Annotated in this window: 14 protein-coding genes; 10 read left to right on the top strand and 4 right to left on the bottom strand. The window is 48.7% G+C overall.

Going from position 1 to position 16,933, the window contains the following annotated elements; all coding sequences use genetic code 11:
• Window positions 1-50 precede the first annotated feature (50 nt).
• On the bottom strand, window positions 51-2,336 hold the full coding sequence (gene nrdA, locus Q8O77_RS00875; RefSeq protein ID WP_305550772.1) for a class 1a ribonucleoside-diphosphate reductase subunit alpha: 2,286 nt from the start codon (window positions 2,334-2,336) through the stop codon (window positions 51-53).
• A gap of 337 nt (window positions 2,337-2,673) precedes the next feature.
• Window positions 2,674-3,372 (bottom strand): bifunctional 2-polyprenyl-6-hydroxyphenol methylase/3-demethylubiquinol 3-O-methyltransferase UbiG, encoded by a 699-nt coding sequence (gene ubiG, locus Q8O77_RS00870; RefSeq protein WP_305551689.1) that lies wholly within the window; start codon window positions 3,370-3,372, stop codon window positions 2,674-2,676.
• A gap of 199 nt (window positions 3,373-3,571) precedes the next feature.
• On the opposite strand from ubiG, the gene gyrA reads away from it, so the two are divergent.
• The 10 genes from gyrA (at window position 3,572) to Q8O77_RS00820 (ending at window position 15,563) form a co-directional block, all read left to right on the top strand.
• Window positions 3,572-6,190 carry a DNA topoisomerase (ATP-hydrolyzing) subunit A gene (gene gyrA, locus Q8O77_RS00865; protein WP_305550770.1) on the top strand — a complete coding sequence of 873 codons (2,619 nt, stop codon included), beginning with the start codon at window positions 3,572-3,574 and terminating at the stop codon, window positions 6,188-6,190.
• A 143-nt stretch (window positions 6,191-6,333) separates the two neighbouring features.
• Entirely contained in the window at window positions 6,334-7,416 is a 1,083-nt protein-coding gene (gene serC / locus Q8O77_RS00860) for a 3-phosphoserine/phosphohydroxythreonine transaminase (RefSeq protein ID WP_305550768.1), read from the top strand.
• Window positions 7,413-8,693, top strand: coding sequence for a 3-phosphoshikimate 1-carboxyvinyltransferase (gene aroA, locus Q8O77_RS00855; RefSeq protein WP_305550766.1), 1,281 nt, complete (start codon window positions 7,413-7,415; stop codon window positions 8,691-8,693). Before serC ends, aroA begins: the two co-directional genes overlap by 4 nt.
• A 145-nt stretch (window positions 8,694-8,838) precedes the next feature.
• Window positions 8,839-9,528 (top strand): (d)CMP kinase, encoded by a 690-nt coding sequence (cmk, locus tag Q8O77_RS00850; RefSeq protein WP_305550764.1) that lies wholly within the window; start codon window positions 8,839-8,841, stop codon window positions 9,526-9,528.
• Window positions 9,529-9,639: 111 nt separating this feature from the next.
• Window positions 9,640-11,319, top strand: coding sequence for a 30S ribosomal protein S1 (rpsA, locus tag Q8O77_RS00845; RefSeq protein WP_305551688.1), 1,680 nt, complete (start codon window positions 9,640-9,642; stop codon window positions 11,317-11,319).
• 22 nt (window positions 11,320-11,341) lie between these two features.
• Entirely contained in the window at window positions 11,342-11,668 is a 327-nt protein-coding gene (ihfB, locus tag Q8O77_RS00840) for an integration host factor subunit beta (protein WP_305550762.1), read from the top strand.
• A 41-nt stretch (window positions 11,669-11,709) separates the two neighbouring features.
• Window positions 11,710-11,952, top strand: coding sequence for a DUF1049 domain-containing protein (locus tag Q8O77_RS00835; RefSeq protein ID WP_305550761.1), 243 nt, complete (start codon window positions 11,710-11,712; stop codon window positions 11,950-11,952).
• A gap of 3 nt (window positions 11,953-11,955) precedes the next feature.
• Entirely contained in the window at window positions 11,956-13,092 is a 1,137-nt protein-coding gene (locus Q8O77_RS00830) for an N-acetylglucosaminyl transferase (protein ID WP_305550760.1), read from the top strand.
• Between the two features lie 12 nt (window positions 13,093-13,104).
• Window positions 13,105-13,809 (top strand): orotidine-5'-phosphate decarboxylase, encoded by a 705-nt coding sequence (pyrF, locus tag Q8O77_RS00825; RefSeq protein WP_305550759.1) that lies wholly within the window; start codon window positions 13,105-13,107, stop codon window positions 13,807-13,809.
• Window positions 13,810-13,826: 17 nt separating this feature from the next.
• Complete coding sequence (locus Q8O77_RS00820) at window positions 13,827-15,563, top strand: potassium/proton antiporter (RefSeq protein ID WP_305550758.1); 1,737 nt, start codon at window positions 13,827-13,829, stop codon at window positions 15,561-15,563.
• A 25-nt stretch (window positions 15,564-15,588) separates the two neighbouring features.
• Here the strand turns inward: Q8O77_RS00820 and Q8O77_RS00815 are convergent, their stop codons facing one another.
• Together Q8O77_RS00815 and Q8O77_RS00810 are read right to left on the bottom strand one after the other, a co-directional pair.
• On the bottom strand, window positions 15,589-15,849 hold the full coding sequence (locus tag Q8O77_RS00815) for a hypothetical protein (protein ID WP_305550756.1): 261 nt from the start codon (window positions 15,847-15,849) through the stop codon (window positions 15,589-15,591).
• Window positions 15,850-16,073: 224 nt separating this feature from the next.
• Entirely contained in the window at window positions 16,074-16,793 is a 720-nt protein-coding gene (locus tag Q8O77_RS00810) for a hypothetical protein (RefSeq protein WP_305550755.1), read from the bottom strand.
• Window positions 16,794-16,933: the final 140 nt, after the last annotated feature.

Raw genomic sequence — 16,933 nt, 5'->3', positions numbered from 1 at the left:
GGGATTTATTACAAAGTACGGGCTGCAGTAGCAGCCCGTTTAGTTAACTATTAAATTTTACAGGCGCCGCCGGCACAGCCGTCGTCTTCCGCTTCAGGCTTAATGTCCTCCTGGACATCTGACGCGCCGTCACGGGTGTTGTGGTAATACATGGTTTTTACACCGAGCTTATAGGCTGACAGCAAATCCTGCAGTAATAACTTCATCGGTACTTTACCGCCGTCGAACTTGTTCGGATCATAGTTAGTGTTAGCAGAAATGGTTTGGTCGATAAATTTCTGCATAATCGCTACCAGGGATATATAGCCGCTGTTGTTCGGAATATCCCACAACAACTCATACTGGTGTTTCAGCCGCTCATACTCCGGCACTACCTGCTTTAAGATACCGTCTTTACTGGCTTTCACGCTGATATGGCCGCGCGGTGGCTCAATGCCGTTAGTGGCATTAGAAATTTGCGACGAGGTTTCTGACGGCATTAATGCTGACAGCGTGGAGTTACGCAAACCATGGCTGAGAATATCTTTACGCAGTTGCTCCCAATCCAGCAGCAGCGGCTCGTTACAGACTTTATCCAAGTCTTTCTTGTAGCTGTCTATCGGCAATATGCCCTGAGCATAAGTGGTTTCGTTAAACTTAGGACAAGCACCAAATTCCTGTGCCAGCTTGTTTGATGCTTTTAACAGATAATACTGAATAGCTTCAAAGGTACGGTGCGTTAAACCGTTGGCTGAGCCATCAGAGTATTTCACGCCGTTTTTCGCCAGGTAATAGGCATAGTTAATTACACCCACACCTAAGGTGCGCCGGCTGATAGACGCATGGAAAGCGGCCGGAATAGGGTAGTCCTGATAATCCAGCAGGCTATCCAATGAGCGTACGGCCAGTTCGGCCAGCGGCTCTAACTCGCTTAAGTCTTCAATAGCACCTAAGTTAAACGCCGACAGGGTACACAGCGCAATTTCGCCTTCCGGATCGTTAACATCGTTCATCGGTTTAGTTGGCAGGGCAATTTCCAGACACAGGTTGCTCTGGCGCACCGGCGCTAACTTGGGGTTAAACGGGCTGTGGGTATTACAGTGATCAACGTTTTGCAGATAAATACGACCGGTACTGGCGCGCTCTTGCATAAACAAGGTGAACAGCTCCAGGGCTTTTAAGCGCTTCTTGCGGATAGACGTATCGGCTTCGTACTTAACATACAGCTCTTCAAATTTTTCCTGGTCTTCAAAGAAGGCATCGTATAAGCCCGGCACGTCAGACGGGCTGAACAGCGTAATATAGTCGTCTTTAATTAACCGGGTGTACATCAGGCGGTTAAACTGCACGCCGTAATCCAGGTGGCGTACGCGGTTTTCTTCTACGCCGCGGTTGTTTTTCAGCACCAGCAAAGATTCAACTTCCAAATGCCACAGTGGGTAAAACAGGGTGGCAGCACCACCGCGCACACCGCCTTGCGAGCAGCTTTTAACCGCAGTTTGAAAATGCTTGTAAAACGGGATACAGCCGGTGTGGAAGGCTTCGCCGTTGCGAATTGGGCTGCCCAGCGCACGAATACGGCCAGCGTTAATGCCGATACCGGCGCGCTGGCTAACGTATTTTACAATGGCACTGGAGGTAGCATTGATAGAATCCAGGCTGTCACCGCACTCAATCAGTACACAAGAGCTGAACTGGCGGGTAGGGGTGCGCACGCCGGACATAATCGGGGTCGGCAGTGACAACTTAAACAAGGAGCAGGCATCGTAAAAACGGCGCACATAATCTAACCGCGTAGCTTTAGGGTAGTTAGCAAATAAACAGGCCGCTACCAGCATATAAAGGAACTGGGCGCTCTCGTAAATTTCGCCGCTAACACGGTTTTGTACCAAATACTTACCTTCGAGCTGTTTAACCGCAGCGTAACTGAAGTTTAAGTCACGGCCGTGGTCAATAAAGCTGTTCATCTGCTCCAGCTCGTCGCGGCTGTAATCGGCCAGAATATGCTGGTCATAGCGTTTGGCTTCAACCATCTTCACTACCTGGTCGTACAGGTGCGGTGGCTCAAACTGGCCATAGGCTTTTTTACGCAGGTGGAATACGGCTAAACGTGCCGCCAGGTATTGATAGTCCGGGCAGTCTTTTGAGATCAGATCCGCGGCGGCCTTAATAATGGTTTCATGAATGTCTTCAGATTTAATGCCATCATAAAACTGAATATGAGACTTCAGCTCAACCTGCGACACCGATACATTGGATAAGCCTTCGGCGGCCCAGGTAATAACGCGGTGAATTTTATCGAGATCCAAAGGTTCACGGCGGCCATCACGTTTAGTGACGAAAAGAGATTGAGTCATCGCTGCAGATTTCCGTTTCAGTTGTATGTGTTGTTATCATCAGCCATGTAGCGCACGGCCATTTTACCGACAGCTATTGTTGCTTAATTGCACAACATATAGATGTTTTTTAGAAAGTGATCACAAGATAGTGTGGATCCGGCTTTTTTGCAAGGACGGAATTTGGCAGATTTGCAGCGCTGAAACGGCGGTTAGTAGCTGCTAACCGCGGCAACAGTGTCGTGGGGAAAGCCTGCCTGAAGCAAGCTTTTTTTCCGGTTAAATTTATTTGTTCTATCAATATTTTTTTTATAGCCGCCAGCTATTTAAATGCTGCTAAATTAACCACTGCCTTTGCTCAGACAGGCTTACGTGCCACTACAATGTAATTAACATCTACCCCGGGGCCGGTTTTAAAGCTCTGGTTCAACGGGTTATAGTGCAGGCCTGTTGCGTCCGTCACCTCTAATCCGGCTTGCTCAATAAAACGCATCAGCTCTGAGGGGCGGATAAACTTATTAAACTCATGCGTGCCTTTGGGCACCAGTTTCAATACCTGCTCGGCGCCGACAATGGCCAGCAGCCAGGCTTTACGCGTGCGGTTTAAGGTAGAGAAAAACAGCGTAGCACCGGGTTTGGCTAAATCGGCACAGGCCTGCACCACCGACATCGGCTGTGGCACATGCTCCAGCATTTCCATACAGGTCACTACATCAAACTGTGCCGCCTGGCTTAGCGCATACTGCTCGGCAGTGGCCTGTTGATAATTGACGCTTACCCCGGCCTCCAGCGCATGTAACTTTGCCACACTGAGCGAGTCTTCGGCCATATCCAGCCCGGTGACGTTAGCACCACAGCGCGCCATGCTTTCGGCTAAAATGCCGCCGCCGCAACCAATATCAATAACCGTTTTACCAAATAAGCCCTGCAGCTCGTCACTGATATAGCTTAAACGTACCGGATTAAGTAAATGCAGCGGCTTAAATTCGCCTGACGGGTCCCACCAGCGTGAGGCAATATCGTTAAACTTGGCGATTTCGCCGGCATCAACATTCATATCTGCAGTCATATAGCATGCTCGTTAGTTTTTGCGCATTATAAAGCCTTGATCCATTTGAGCAATGCCGAAGCTTAGTTTGCGTTGCATTTGGGGCATGGCAAGCGTGATTTTCTGTGTTAGAATCCTGCGTTGTCTCGCGCTTTATAACATCGACAAAAGCGAGTTATCTATCTGATTTAAGGGAAATTAGCGTTTTATGACAGATCTGGCCAGAGAAATAGTTCCTATTAATATCGAAGACGAATTAAAGAATTCGTACCTCGATTACGCAATGAGCGTCATTGTTGGCCGCGCCTTACCGGACGTAAGGGATGGTTTAAAGCCGGTACACCGCCGCGTGCTGTTCGCGATGAAGGAACTGGGCAATGACTGGAACAAAGCCTATAAAAAATCTGCCCGTGTGGTAGGTGACGTTATCGGTAAATATCACCCGCACGGCGACAGTGCTGTATACGACACTATAGTACGGATGGCCCAGCCATTCTCGCTGCGTTATATGCTGGTAGACGGCCAGGGTAACTTCGGTTCTATCGACGGTGACTCTGCAGCAGCAATGCGTTATACCGAAGTGCGGATGTCGCGTATTGCACACGAACTGCTGGCCGATTTGGACAAAGAAACCGTCGATTTTGTGCCCAACTACGACGGCACCGAACAAATTCCGGCAGTAATGCCAACCAAGTTGCCTAACTTGCTGATTAACGGCTCCAGCGGTATTGCCGTGGGCATGGCCACCAATATTCCGCCGCATAACTTAACTGAAGTTATTGACGGCTGTTTAGCTTTAATTGCTAACCCGGATATTGAGCTGCACGAGTTAATGCAGTACATCCCGGGACCGGATTTCCCTACCGCCGCTATTATTAATGGCCGCAAAGGTATTGAAGAAGCTTATCGTACCGGCCGTGGCAAGGTGTATATCCGCGCCAAAACCGTGGTAGAAACTGACGAGAAAACCGGCCGCGAAGCCATTATCGTCAATGAAATTCCGTACCAGGTTAACAAAGCCCGTTTAATTGAAAAAATAGCTGAGCTGGTAAAAGAAAAACGCATTGAAGGCATTTCGGCATTGCGCGATGAGTCTGACAAAGACGGTATGCGTATTGTTATTGAGCTTAAACGCGGTGAGTCTACCGATGTAATGCTGAACCAGCTGTATACCAACACCCAGATGCAAACAGTGTTCGGTATCAATATGGTGGCCCTGGACCAGGGCCAGCCTAAGCTGCTTAGCTTAATTGAAATGCTCAAGTGCTTTGTGTTGCACCGCCGTGAAGTGGTTACCCGTCGTACCGTGTACGACCTGCGTAAAGCCCGCGACCGTGCGCATATCCTTGAAGGTTTAGCCATAGCGCTGGCCAATATCGACGAAATTATCGAGCTGATTAAACACTCTGCCAGCCCGGCAGAAGCCAAAGCCGGGTTAGTTGCCCGCGGTTGGCAGTTAGGCGATGTCAGCGGCATGTTAGAGCGTGCCGGTAAAGATGCGGCGCGGCCGGAATGGTTAGAAGAGCACTTCGGTATTCGCGATGGCCTGTATTTCCTCACCGAGCAACAGGCTCAGGCGATTTTGGATTTACGCTTACACAAGCTGACCGGCCTTGAGCACGAGAAAATCCTCGACGAATACAAGCAGCTGTTAGAGCTGATTGCCGAGTTACTGCATATTTTGGGTAGCCCGGAGCGCTTAATGGAAGTGATCTGCGAAGAGCTTGAAGCGGTTAAAGCGCAGTACTCTGATGCACGGCGCACCGATATCCAGGACAATATGCTGGATATCAATATGGAAGATTTGATCACCGAAGAAGACGTGGTAGTAACCTTGTCGCACCTGGGCTATGCCAAGTATCAGCCGCTGTCTGATTACGAAGCGCAGCGCCGCGGCGGTAAAGGTAAAGCCGCCACCACGGTAAAAGATGAAGATTTTGTTGATAAGCTGTTAGTTGCCAGTACCCACGATACTATTTTGTGTTTCTCTAACCGTGGTCGTTTGTACTGGATGAAGGTGTATCAATTACCGCTGGCCAGCCGCACTGCGCGTGGTAAGCCGATTGTAAACTTACTGCCGCTGGAAGAAGGCGAGCGTATTAACGCTATTCTGCCGGTACGTGAGTACGAAGCCGATAAATATGTGTTTATGGCCACCGCTAACGGTACTGTGAAGAAAACCTCGTTGGTGGAATACTCACGGCCACGTTCAAACGGCATTATTGCCGTTAACCTGAACGACGGCGACCGTTTAATCGGTGTTGGTATTACTGATGGCAGCAGCGAAATTATGCTGTTCTCTGATGACGGTAAAGTGGTGCGTTTCACTGAAGATCAGGTGCGCGGCATGGGCCGTACTGCTACCGGTGTGCGTGGTATTAAACTGCGTGAAGGTGGCTCAGTGGTGTCGTTAATTATTCCAAACGGCGACGGGCCAATTCTTACGGTAACCGAAAACGGCTACGGTAAACGTACATCGTTAACCGAATATCCGGCGAAGAGCCGTGCTACCCAGGGCGTGGTATCCATTAAGGTATCAGAGCGCAATGGCTTGGTGGTAGGTGCGGTGCAGGTGAACGAGTTGGATGAAATTATGATGATTTCCAACAAAGGCACCCTGGTTCGTACCCGCGTTAATGAAGTGTCTGAAGTGGGCCGTAATACCCAGGGCGTGATCCTGATCCGCACCGCCGACAATGAGAAAGTAGTTGGCGTGGCTAAGGTTGACGAAATCCAGGATGCGGAAGAGTTAGCAGCGGCCGAGGCAGAAAAAGCCGCCAGCACTGTACTGACGGACACTCAGTTAGCCCAGGATGAAGAAGAGTAACACCAAATACAAAACGGGCGCTTCTGCGCTCGTTTTGCTTTTTATCAGCGCCAAATTAACAGCAAAAGATCGGCACTAAGCCGGCAGACATATACAACCAGGCCAGTTGAATAGACGTGCTAAATCAGGAGCAAGTAGTAAAGATGACCACTTTTAATTTTTGTGCCGGCCCGGCAATGTTACCCACAGAGGTAATGCAGCAGGCACAACAGGAATTTATTAACTGGCAACAACATGGCTGCTCGGTAATGGAAATCAGCCACCGCAGCAAGCCGTTTATCCGCGTCGCTGCCGAAGCAGAGCAGGATTTACGCGATTTACTCAGTATTCCGCCAAACTACAAGGTGCTGTTTATGCACGGCGGCGGCCGTGGTCAGTTCTCGGCAGTACCGCTTAATCTGTTAAAGCCCGGCCAAACTGCCGATTATATTATCTCCGGCGCCTGGTCAAAATCGGCGGTGGAAGAAGCGGTAAAATTCGGCAATATTAAAGCGCAGGACATCCGTCAAAAAAGCCCGGGCGGTATTCGCACTGTCGTAGCACCAAATGACTGGCAGCTAACCAAAGGCGCCGCCTATGTACATTGCTGTCCGAATGAAACCGTGGATGGTGTCGAGTTTACCGCTTTACCGGACACCGACAGCGCAATCGTAGCCGATTTATCCTCTACCATTTTATCCAGGCCAATTGATGTCAGCCGCTACGGCGTAATTTACGCCGGCGCGCAGAAAAATATCGGCCCGTCAGGTTTAACCCTGGCCATAGTGCGTGAAGACTTATTACCCGGCAAAGATGCCGTTATTCCATCGGTACTGGATTATCGTTTAGCCGCAGAAAACGACAGTATGTTTAACACGCCACCTACTTTTGCCTGGTATCTGGCCGGGCTGGTGTTTAAATGGTTAAAACAGCAGGGCGGCGTTACTGCAATGGCTACGCGTAACCAAGCTAAAGCAAAGTTACTGTATGATTATATTGATAAAAGTGATTTTTACAGCAATGACGTTGACCCGGCGTACCGCTCGTGGATGAATGTACCGTTTTTCTTAGGTGACGAGCGTTTAAACGATATGTTTGTCGACCAGGCGGAAACGCATGGCCTGCTGGCATTAAAAGGCCACCGTATGGTTGGCGGTATGCGGGCCAGTATTTATAACGCTATGCCACTGGAAGGTGTGCAAACTTTAGTGGGCTTTATGCAGGAATTTGAGCGGGTACACGGATGAAAACATTAACCCTTAACCCTATTGCCAAAGTTACCGGTGAAGTGCATTTGCCAGGCTCAAAAAGTATTTCTAACCGTGTATTGCTGTTGGCGGCGCTGGCAGAAGGCACAACACAGATCACTAATTTGCTCGATAGCGATGATATTAAGCATATGCTTAATGCCTTAACGGCGCTTGGTATCAGTTATAAGTTGTCTGATTGTCGCAGCAAATGTGAGGTACATGGTATGGGTGGCCTGTTTAACCATCCGCATGCGCTGACCATGTTCCTCGGTAACGCCGGCACGGCGATGCGACCATTAACTGCTGCGCTGGCAGCGTCGAATGTTGATGTGACACTCACCGGCGAGCCACGCATGTACGAGCGGCCTATTGGTCATCTGGTCAATGCATTGCGCCAGTGGCAGGCCGATATCCGCTATCTTGGCAGCGAAGATTTTCCGCCATTGCAGATTAAAGGCAAGCCGCTGCAGGGCGGCCAGATGCAAATTGACGGCAGTATCTCCAGCCAGTTTTTAACTGCTGTGTTAATGGTGGCGCCGCTACTGAATGGTGACAGCGAGATAGCCATCATCGGCGAGCTGGTATCCAAGCCCTATATTGATATTACCCTGGCCCTGATGCAGCGTTTTGGCGTGAGTGTGCAAAACCACGACTACAAGCGCTTTAGCATTAAGGGCAATCAGCTGTACCGCTCGCCAGGCCAGTGGCTGGTAGAGGGCGATGCGTCATCGGCATCTTACTTTTTGGCGGCTGCGGCCATTAAAGGCGGTAGCATAAAAGTTACCGGCATTGGTAAACATGCAGTGCAGGGTGATATTCACTTTGCTGACGCCTTAGAAGCCATGGGCGCTGATGTCGAGTGGGGCGACGACTACATTATGGTTACCCGTAACCAACTTAACGGCATAGACCGTGATTATAACGCCATACCCGATGCCGCCATGACCATAGCTACTACCGCATTGTTTGCCAAAGGGCCTACGGTTATCCGCAATGTGTATAACTGGCGGGTAAAGGAAACCGACCGCTTAGCCGCTATGGCAACGGAGCTTAGAAAAGTCGGCGCAGAGGTAGAAGAAGGCCACGATTACATTAAAGTGACGCCGCCTGCCACGCTTAAGCATGCCAGTATTGCCACTTACAATGACCATCGTATGGCGATGTGTTTCTCATTAGTGGCGCTGAGCGATACTGCCGTGACGATTGAAGATCCGGATTGTACCGCAAAAACCTTCCCGACCTATTTCAGTTTATTTCAGCAACTGGCGTGTTAAATCACCAGGAGCATCCGGACGCGTAGCCTTCCAACTGCGCGTCTTTCCTTCGTTTTATCTTAATTAAACACAGATTTTGTCGCAAAAAGCTGTATAATACTGCGGTTTTGAAATCCGATTAACCAGTAGTTTGGAAGGGGGTAGGATGCCACACTCTGCAGCAGTAATTACCATCGATGGCCCGGGCGGTTCCGGCAAAGGCACAATTTGTCGCCTGCTGGCACAACGTTTAGGCTGGCAATTACTCGACAGTGGCGCAATTTACCGCGTACTGGCCCTTGCCGCTGTGCACCATAATATTCCCTGTGACGATGAAGAAGCCCTGCAGCCGTTAGCGGCTCATCTGGACGTACAGTTCAGCAGTGATGAACAGGGCAATGTGCGTATTACGCTGGAAGGCGAGAACGTATCACACACTATCCGTACCGAAGAAGTCGGCGGCCTGGCATCGAAAATAGCCTCGTTACCCAGGGTGCGTGAAGCCTTATTGCGGCGTCAGCGTGCTTTTGCTGAAGCACCGGGCTTAGTGGCCGATGGCCGTGATATGGGTACTGTGGTTTTCCCGCAGGCAGACGTTAAAATCTTTTTAACAGCCAGCGCGGAAGAGCGCGCCAGACGGCGCTATTTAGAGTTGAAAGAAAAGGGCTTTGATGTTAATATCGGCGACCTTTTGAACGAAATCCAGGCCAGAGACGAGCGCGATATTAACCGTGCCACCGCGCCGCTGAAACCAGCTGCCGACGCCTATATGCTGGATTCGACCAATAAATCGATTGAACAAGTGTTGGAAGAGGTACTGAACTACGCCGGGATGAAATTGCCCGCTGTGGTGTGAACCAGGCCAAAACCGCATTTTGGACAGCCTGTTAAACGGATTTAAACAGGTAAATTTAGCAACCCCATACGAACATGATGTTCTGTGGCGCACTTAACTGAAAAAGTGAATATGACTGAAAATTTTGCACAATTATTTGAGGAAAGCCTCAAGTCTATCGAAACCCGTCCGGGTGCCATTGTTAAAGGTACTGTTGTAGCCGTTCTGAAAGACGTCGTCATGGTTGACGCCGGCCTGAAGTCAGAAGCCGCTATTCCGGTTGAGCAGTTCAAAAATCTGAGCGGCGAAATCGAAGTAAGCGTTGGCGACATCATTGACGTTGCTTTAGATGCGATTGAAGACGGTTTCGGTGAAACCCTGTTATCTCGCGAAAAAGCCAAACGTCACGAAGCCTGGGTACGCCTGGAAAAAGCCTGTGAAGACAAAGAAACTGTTATCGGTGTTATCACTGGTAAAGTTAAAGGTGGTTTCACAGTTGAAGTTGACGGTATTCGTGCATTCTTGCCTGGTTCATTAGTAGACGTACGTCCGGTGCGTGACACACTGCACCTGGAAAACAAAGAACTTGAGTTCAAAGTTATCAAGCTGGATCAGAAGCGTAACAACGTGGTGGTATCACGTCGTGCGGTTATTGAATCAGAAAGCAGCCATGAACGTGACCAGCTGTTAGAAACGCTGGAAGAAGGCATGGAAGTTAAAGGTATCGTTAAGAACCTGACTGACTACGGTGCATTCGTAGACTTAGGTGGCGTAGACGGCTTACTGCATATCACAGATATGGCATGGAAGCGCGTTAAGCACCCAAGCGAAATCGTTAATGTTGGCGACGAAATTCCGGTAAAAGTACTGAAATTCGACCGCGAAAAACAACGTGTATCTTTAGGTCTGAAGCAAATGGGTGAAGATCCATGGGCCGCTATCGCATCACGTTACCCTGAAGGCGCCCGCATTACTGGTCGCGTAACTAACCTGACTGATTACGGCTGCTTCGTAGAAATCGAAGAAGGCGTTGAAGGTTTAGTACACGTGTCAGAAATGGACTGGACCAACAAGAACATCCACCCATCTAAAGTGGTTAACTTAGGTGATTCAGTGGAAGTTATGGTTCTGGAAATCGACGAAGAACGTCGTCGTATTTCTTTAGGCCTGAAACAGTGTAAAGCCAACCCATGGGAAGAGTTCGCTAAGGGCTTCAACAAGGGTGATCGTGTAAGCGGTAAGATCAAGTCAATCACTGACTTCGGTATCTTCATCGGCTTAGACGGCGGCATCGATGGTCTGGTTCACTTATCAGACATCAGCTGGAACGCCACTGGCGAAGAAGCGGTTCGTGAATTCAAGAAAGGCGACGAAGTACACGCAGTTGTGTTACAAGTTGACCCTGAGCGCGAGCGTATTTCTTTAGGTATCAAGCAGCTGGACGAAGACCCGTTCAACGGCTACCTTGCTGACAACAAAAAAGGTGCTATCGTTAAAGGTGAAGTAACTGCCGTTGACGCTAAAGGCGCTACTGTTATGTTAGAAGGTGCTGTAGAAGGTTATGTTCGTGTATCTGATATCGCGCGTGAGCGTATTGAAGATGCCACTACGGTACTGAAAGTAGGCGAAGAAATTGAAGCTCGTTTAATGGGTGTTGACCGCAAAAACCGCGTAATCAGCCTGTCAATCAAAGCGAAGTTCGAAGCTGAAGAAAAAGAAGCTATGGATACTGTCAACAGCAAGCAACAAGAAGCTGATTTTGGTGGTAACGCTATGGCCGAAGCATTTAAAGCTGCTCAGAAGCAGGATTAATTGCCAGCAAAGCAGGGGGCTTGTGCCTCCTGCTTTATCCAACCGCAGGTTTGCCGGAGGGTCTATGACCAAATCTGAATTAATTGAAAAATTAGCTACTGATTTCCCCCATATTCAGGTCAAGGATGTTGAAGCTTCAGTTAAAGAAATCCTCGAGCAGATGGCACAGTCATTAGCTGGCAACGAACGTATTGAAATTCGTGGCTTTGGCAGTTTCTCATTGCACTACCGTGCTCCACGTGTAGGGCGTAACCCTAAAACCGGTGATAAAGTTGAACTGGACGGTAAATATGTACCGCATTTCAAGCCGGGCAAAGAATTACGTGACCGCGTAAAAGACAATACCTGAACCTCATTATCCTGAGTTTGCAGGCGTGAACGGAGTTTCCCTTGCGCAGACTACTTTATATCGCCGTAATAGTAGCCCTGATTGTAGTAGGGGTGCTGTTTGGCTCTATTAATCAGCAACTGGCTGATTTACACCTTCTTGTTATCAGTGCCCGCTTAAGAGTTGTCGACATTGCACTGATCTTCCTGTTATTGGGCATTGTACTTGGCCTGATGATAGCTCTGCTGTACTCATTGCAACGTAAAGCTAAGGGTTGGCTGCGTAAATCAACGGAAAACAGCTAGCCTATGTTAGAGCTGCTGTTTTTGTTATTACCGGTGGCAGCAGCCTATGGTTGGTTTATGGGCCGCAATAGCGTTAAGCATAAAGAGCTGAAAGGCCGCGCCAATATTACCCGCAATTTGTCATCCGGTTTAAATTTTTTACTGACAGATCAGGAAGATAAAGCGATAGAGCAGTTGCTTGAACTGCTGGATATCGAAGCGGCTACCATTGAAACCTATCTGGCACTGGCCAACCTGTTTCGCCGCAAAGGCGATTGGGATAAGGCGATCCGCATTCATGAAAAGTTACATCAGCTAAAGCTACCCAAGCCACAGGCACAACAAATTCAGTTTGAACTGGCAAAAGACTATTTCTCCGCCGGTTTATATGACAGAGCCGAAAAGCTGCTGGTTAACCTGGTAAAATCGCCGGTACTGGCCGAGAACGCATTAAAGCAGTTATTCAGTATCTTTATTGCCACCCACGAGTGGCACAAAGCCGTGCAATACAGTGCCGCGGTAGATAATACCGATTCACGCTCGTTGCGTATTGCCCAGGCGAATATGCAAATTGAAGCTCTTAAGCAGTTGCCGCAACAAGACGCCGACACACTGCTGCAATTGGCAGAGCATTACCCGGCGGCTATCCGGCCAAAGTTTGAGTTAGCCCAACTGGCGCTTGGCCGTCAACAAACGGCACTGGCTAAATCAGCATTGCTGTATATTGTGGAACATAAACCACAGTGGAGTGCCGAAATACTGCCGCTACTGCAGCAATGCGACCTGGCAGATGATGAGTGGTATCAGCTGCTAAGCCAACTGGCGAATAAACAACATAATATTACCGCCATAGTATTGTTGGCGCGCTGGTTGGCTGAGCACGGTTCCGCCACGGCTGCCGAGCAATTTTTGCTTGATAAACTAAAACAGCAACCCGGTATTCGCTTGTTCCAGCAGTTATTACAAATTCGCCAGCAGCAATCGGCACCGGCGGCTGAGGTGTTATCCTCAGTTGAAGAGCTTGTGAACGCCTATCTGGAAAAAAAATCGTTATACAGTTGCCGCAACTGCGGTTTTAAAACCCGCAAACATTATTGGTTGTGTCCGTCTTGTCAGCAATGGGAAAGTGTAGAACCCATTCGCGGCATTGACGGTCGTTAGAAAGGAAAGCAGATGTCTTGTCAAACCCCGGTGGTGGTCGCCCTTGATTTTGAACAAAAAGCCGCAGCGCTGAACTTAGTCAGCCAGCTGGATCCTGCCTTATGCCGGCTAAAAGTGGGCAAGGAGATGTTTACCCATTTTGGCCCGCAGCTGGTGCAGGAATTACAGCAGCGCCGCTTTGATGTGTTTCTCGATTTAAAATTTCACGATATCCCCAATACCGTAGCCAAAGCCGTTAAAGCTGCTGCCGATCTTGGCGTCTGGATGGTTAATGTGCACGCCAGTGGCGGCAGCAAAATGATGAGCGCCGCGCGTGAATCTCTGGTATCTTATGGTACTGATAAACCTCACCTTATTGCTGTTACGGTGTTAACCAGTATGGAGCAGAGCGACCTGACCGAGCTGGGTATTAACCTGACACCGGCACAGCAGGTGGTAAAGCTGGCCGGGTTAACGCATAAGGCCGGTTTAGACGGAGTGGTGTGTTCAGCACAGGAAGCTACACTGTTAAAGCAACAGTTTGGCAAGGATTTTTGCCTGGTGACCCCGGGTATTCGTCCGGCCAGCAGTAGCCAGGACGACCAAAAACGCGTGATGACACCGGCTCAGGCACTGGCTGCAGGTGTCGATTATATGGTGATCGGCCGTCCCATTACCAAGGCTGCACAGCCACTGGACGCGCTTAACGCCATAGTACGGGAGCTTTCAAACGCTTAATTAATCAGGAGGTTAGGGTGGATGGCATAAACCTCGCAATATTAGTTGGCGGTCTTCTTTTTGTAATCAGTATTATAGCAACGCTTATTTCGGCGCGCCTTGGCGCGCCTATGCTATTGATATTCCTTGTTATTGGCATGCTGGCCGGCGAAGAAGGCCTGGTTGGCATTCAGTTCGATAACCCGCAGGTGGCATTTTTAATCGGCTCTATCGCGCTGGTGATCATCCTGTTCGACGGCGGTATGCGTACCCACCCGGAGCGTTTTCGCGTCGCCCTGGCGCCGGCATCAATGTTAGCCACGCTTGGCGTAGTGTTAACCTGTGGCATTGTCGGCGTTTCTGCGGCTTACTTATTAGATATGACCTTGTTGCAGGGCTTATTGCTCGGCGCAATTTTAAGCTCTACCGATGCTGCAGCGGTATTTTCTATCTTCCAGTCACAAGGCCTGCGTATTAAAGAGCGGGTGGCCTCAACGCTGGAAATTGAGTCGGGCAGTAATGATCCGATGGCGGTAATACTGACTTTAACCCTGGTGGGAGTGCTGGCCGAAGGCAAAACGCTAAGCTGGGAAGTGGCCACCACCTTTTTACAACAAGCCGTGGTCGGCGGGGTTATGGGTTATGCAGCAGGGCGGGTGTTTGTGTTTTTATGCCGTAAACTGCCGCTTAGCTTTGCCTTTTTCCCGTTATTGGCAGTGGCCAGCTGTATCTTTATTTATGCGCTGACCAACTCCTTTGGTGGCAGCGGCTTTTTAGCCGTGTATTTAATGGGTTATCTGGTGGGTAATGCCCGATTACCGCAAATTATCCATATCCTGCGCATGCACGATGGTTTAGCCTGGATCAGCCAAATTGGCATGTTCCTGATGTTGGGTTTGCTGGTAGTACCGAGTAATTTAATGAACCACCTGGTGCCGGCATTGATATTAGCCGCGATCCTGATCTTTATCGCCAGACCGGTCGCGGTGTTTCTCAGCTTAATTCCGTTTCGTTTTCCGGCGCGCGATCAGTTGTTTATCAGCTGGGTAGGCCTGCGCGGTGCGGTACCGATTATTCTGGCGTTGTTCCCGTGGTTAGCCGGCATGCCGGATGAACATCTGTATTTCGACGTTGCCTTTGTGGTGGTGATTGTCTCTTTAGTGGTGCAAGGCTGGAGCATAGTACCGGTAGCACGTTGGTTAAAGCTGGAAGTGCCGGCCGAACTGGCACCGGACCAGGCCATGCCGCTGGACGCCGTACCCAGTAACGATGTCATGGAAGTACTGGCGTTTAAAGTAACCGATACCTCACCGGTGCTGGCATTAAGCTGGCAAGATTTAGCCTTTAAACAGCCAATCCAGTTTTTAGGCGTAATACGCGACGGTGAATGGATCCTGCCGGAGAAAAAACCGGTATTTAACGCTCACGACACCTTAATGGTGTTGGCCAAGTTAAAGCATGTACAAAAAATCAGTGAAGTGTTGGCCAAAGATGCAGAGAAATCGGTACTGAGTAACAGCAGCTTCTTCGGTGATTTCGTGCTTAATGGCGATATCAGCCTGAGCGATTTAGATGCGTTCTACACGATAAACTTTGCCGACGAAGACAAGCAACAAACATTGGCTACCTACATAGCGCAACGTTTTCACCGCCGCGTGGTTATCGGCGACCAGGTGCGGTTAGATCAACTGTTACTTACAGTACGCCAGGTAAACGAAGCCGGCGAAGCTATTCAGGTAGGGATAAAACCGGTAGACATTGCTAAACAAGCTTAGTTAGCTATTAAACAAAGAAAGGCGCCTAATCAGGCGCTTTGGTTTCCAGCAAACGCTCCAGCTTGGTTTTGGCCATAACGTACAGGGTTACGGTTTCTTTTAATTCGGCGTGGGCATGTGCCAAAGCGTTATGTTTTTTCTCCAGCTCATCAAAGTCTTTTTTCAGCTGCACATATTCGGCAAGGCCTTTAAAGATAGCTTTAGAGTAAGTAAGCTCCGCAGTCATACGCTGCGCTTTGGCTAAAATGTCCAGTTGTTCATCATTGGGGCGAATAGTAAGTGCCATACACAGCCTTTAAGGTAAAAACAGTATGACAGCATTTTACAGCGTTAAACCTAAATGAAAAGCCTGAATTGAATTCATAACAACACAGCAGAGATTTTAGGATGCAGAACTGATGGCAATAGCCTGTTTAACCGTAAACACTTAATATCCCATAATGTATATTATGTTAAATGATATTTATAATTAACTAAACGCTTGTCTGCTGCTCCTCCTTCTGCAAAAGATTAAAGTTTTTCCGCATTTCGTCTGAGTTGAGCTGAAATATTATCGTTTAGCTCAAGCCAGCTAAAGTCTTTACCCCAGGCTTTTTTAAAAGCCTCATTGCCTTGTACGTTGTCCAATATCTCCTTTAAATCAAATACCTTAGAAAAATTCTCTTCATTTACGTCATAGTTTGACCAGCCTCTTACGCTGAGCTCAGTGTATTTCAGGTAGCCAGACTTAAAGTCTTTAGCGGCTGCTACAAAATCTTCGTTACTATTAAATTTTTCAGCTATTAATGCTTTTTCAGCATCGCTGAGTGAGCCTGTAACTTCCGGTTCACCTGATTGATTAATTGACAGGCCCCAGTTCTTATTGGCTAAAGAAGGTAGTTCGCTGGCTATCCATGCCATGATCTTGCCATATTGAGAGAACATTTTTTCAACAGACTTGGATACCTCACCGCTTGGCATATAAAGATTGGCGCTTGCCCTGGAAATATCAGTTATTGCTTGCTCTTCGGCTTCTTTAGTCAGCAAAGCACCAGCCATTGTTATCGTCATCGCCTTGTTGTAAACCGGCTCAGGTTGCTGGTGTTCACCTTGGTGATAAATATCCGCTGCCAGTCGCCCAAGTTCTCTGTTTAACTGCTCTTTACTATTTAGCGGCTTGTGGATTTCCGCTACAGAACTGTTCGGGATAATTTGCGATATTGGATTTGTATGCTGCGAGTTAACTTTCACACCACTGCCCTTGCGGTTTGAGTTATTAACTTGTTGTCGGCAAGTTATCTTTTCTCTTTAATTGTTTTTAAAATCTGAGGGTTCTGCCATTGAACACGTTCACTTATTTACTGCAAAGATGCTACTCTGTTGGCGTTTAT

It is taken from the genome of Rheinheimera sp. (assembly GCF_030690345.1).
Lineage (GTDB): Bacteria > Pseudomonadota > Gammaproteobacteria > Enterobacterales > Alteromonadaceae > Alishewanella.
This window is presented reverse-complemented; position numbering and strand designations above follow the sequence as displayed.

What these genes read in the sequence shown, in the direction of transcription:
- nrdA (WP_305550772.1), bottom strand. Translation starts at nt 2,336, where the DNA reads ATGACTCAATCTCTTTTCGTCACTAAACGTGATGGCCGCCGTGAACCT.
- ubiG (WP_305551689.1), bottom strand. Translation starts at nt 3,372, where the DNA reads ATGAATGTTGATGCCGGCGAAATCGCCAAGTTTAACGATATTGCCTCA.
- gyrA (WP_305550770.1), top strand. Translation starts at nt 3,572, where the DNA reads ATGACAGATCTGGCCAGAGAAATAGTTCCTATTAATATCGAAGACGAA.
- serC (WP_305550768.1), top strand. Translation starts at nt 6,334, where the DNA reads ATGACCACTTTTAATTTTTGTGCCGGCCCGGCAATGTTACCCACAGAG.
- aroA (WP_305550766.1), top strand. Translation starts at nt 7,413, where the DNA reads ATGAAAACATTAACCCTTAACCCTATTGCCAAAGTTACCGGTGAAGTG.
- cmk (WP_305550764.1), top strand. Translation starts at nt 8,839, where the DNA reads ATGCCACACTCTGCAGCAGTAATTACCATCGATGGCCCGGGCGGTTCC.
- rpsA (WP_305551688.1), top strand. Translation starts at nt 9,640, where the DNA reads ATGACTGAAAATTTTGCACAATTATTTGAGGAAAGCCTCAAGTCTATC.
- Q8O77_RS00830 (WP_305550760.1), top strand. Translation starts at nt 11,956, where the DNA reads ATGTTAGAGCTGCTGTTTTTGTTATTACCGGTGGCAGCAGCCTATGGT.
- pyrF (WP_305550759.1), top strand. Translation starts at nt 13,105, where the DNA reads ATGTCTTGTCAAACCCCGGTGGTGGTCGCCCTTGATTTTGAACAAAAA.
- Q8O77_RS00815 (WP_305550756.1), bottom strand. Translation starts at nt 15,849, where the DNA reads ATGGCACTTACTATTCGCCCCAATGATGAACAACTGGACATTTTAGCC.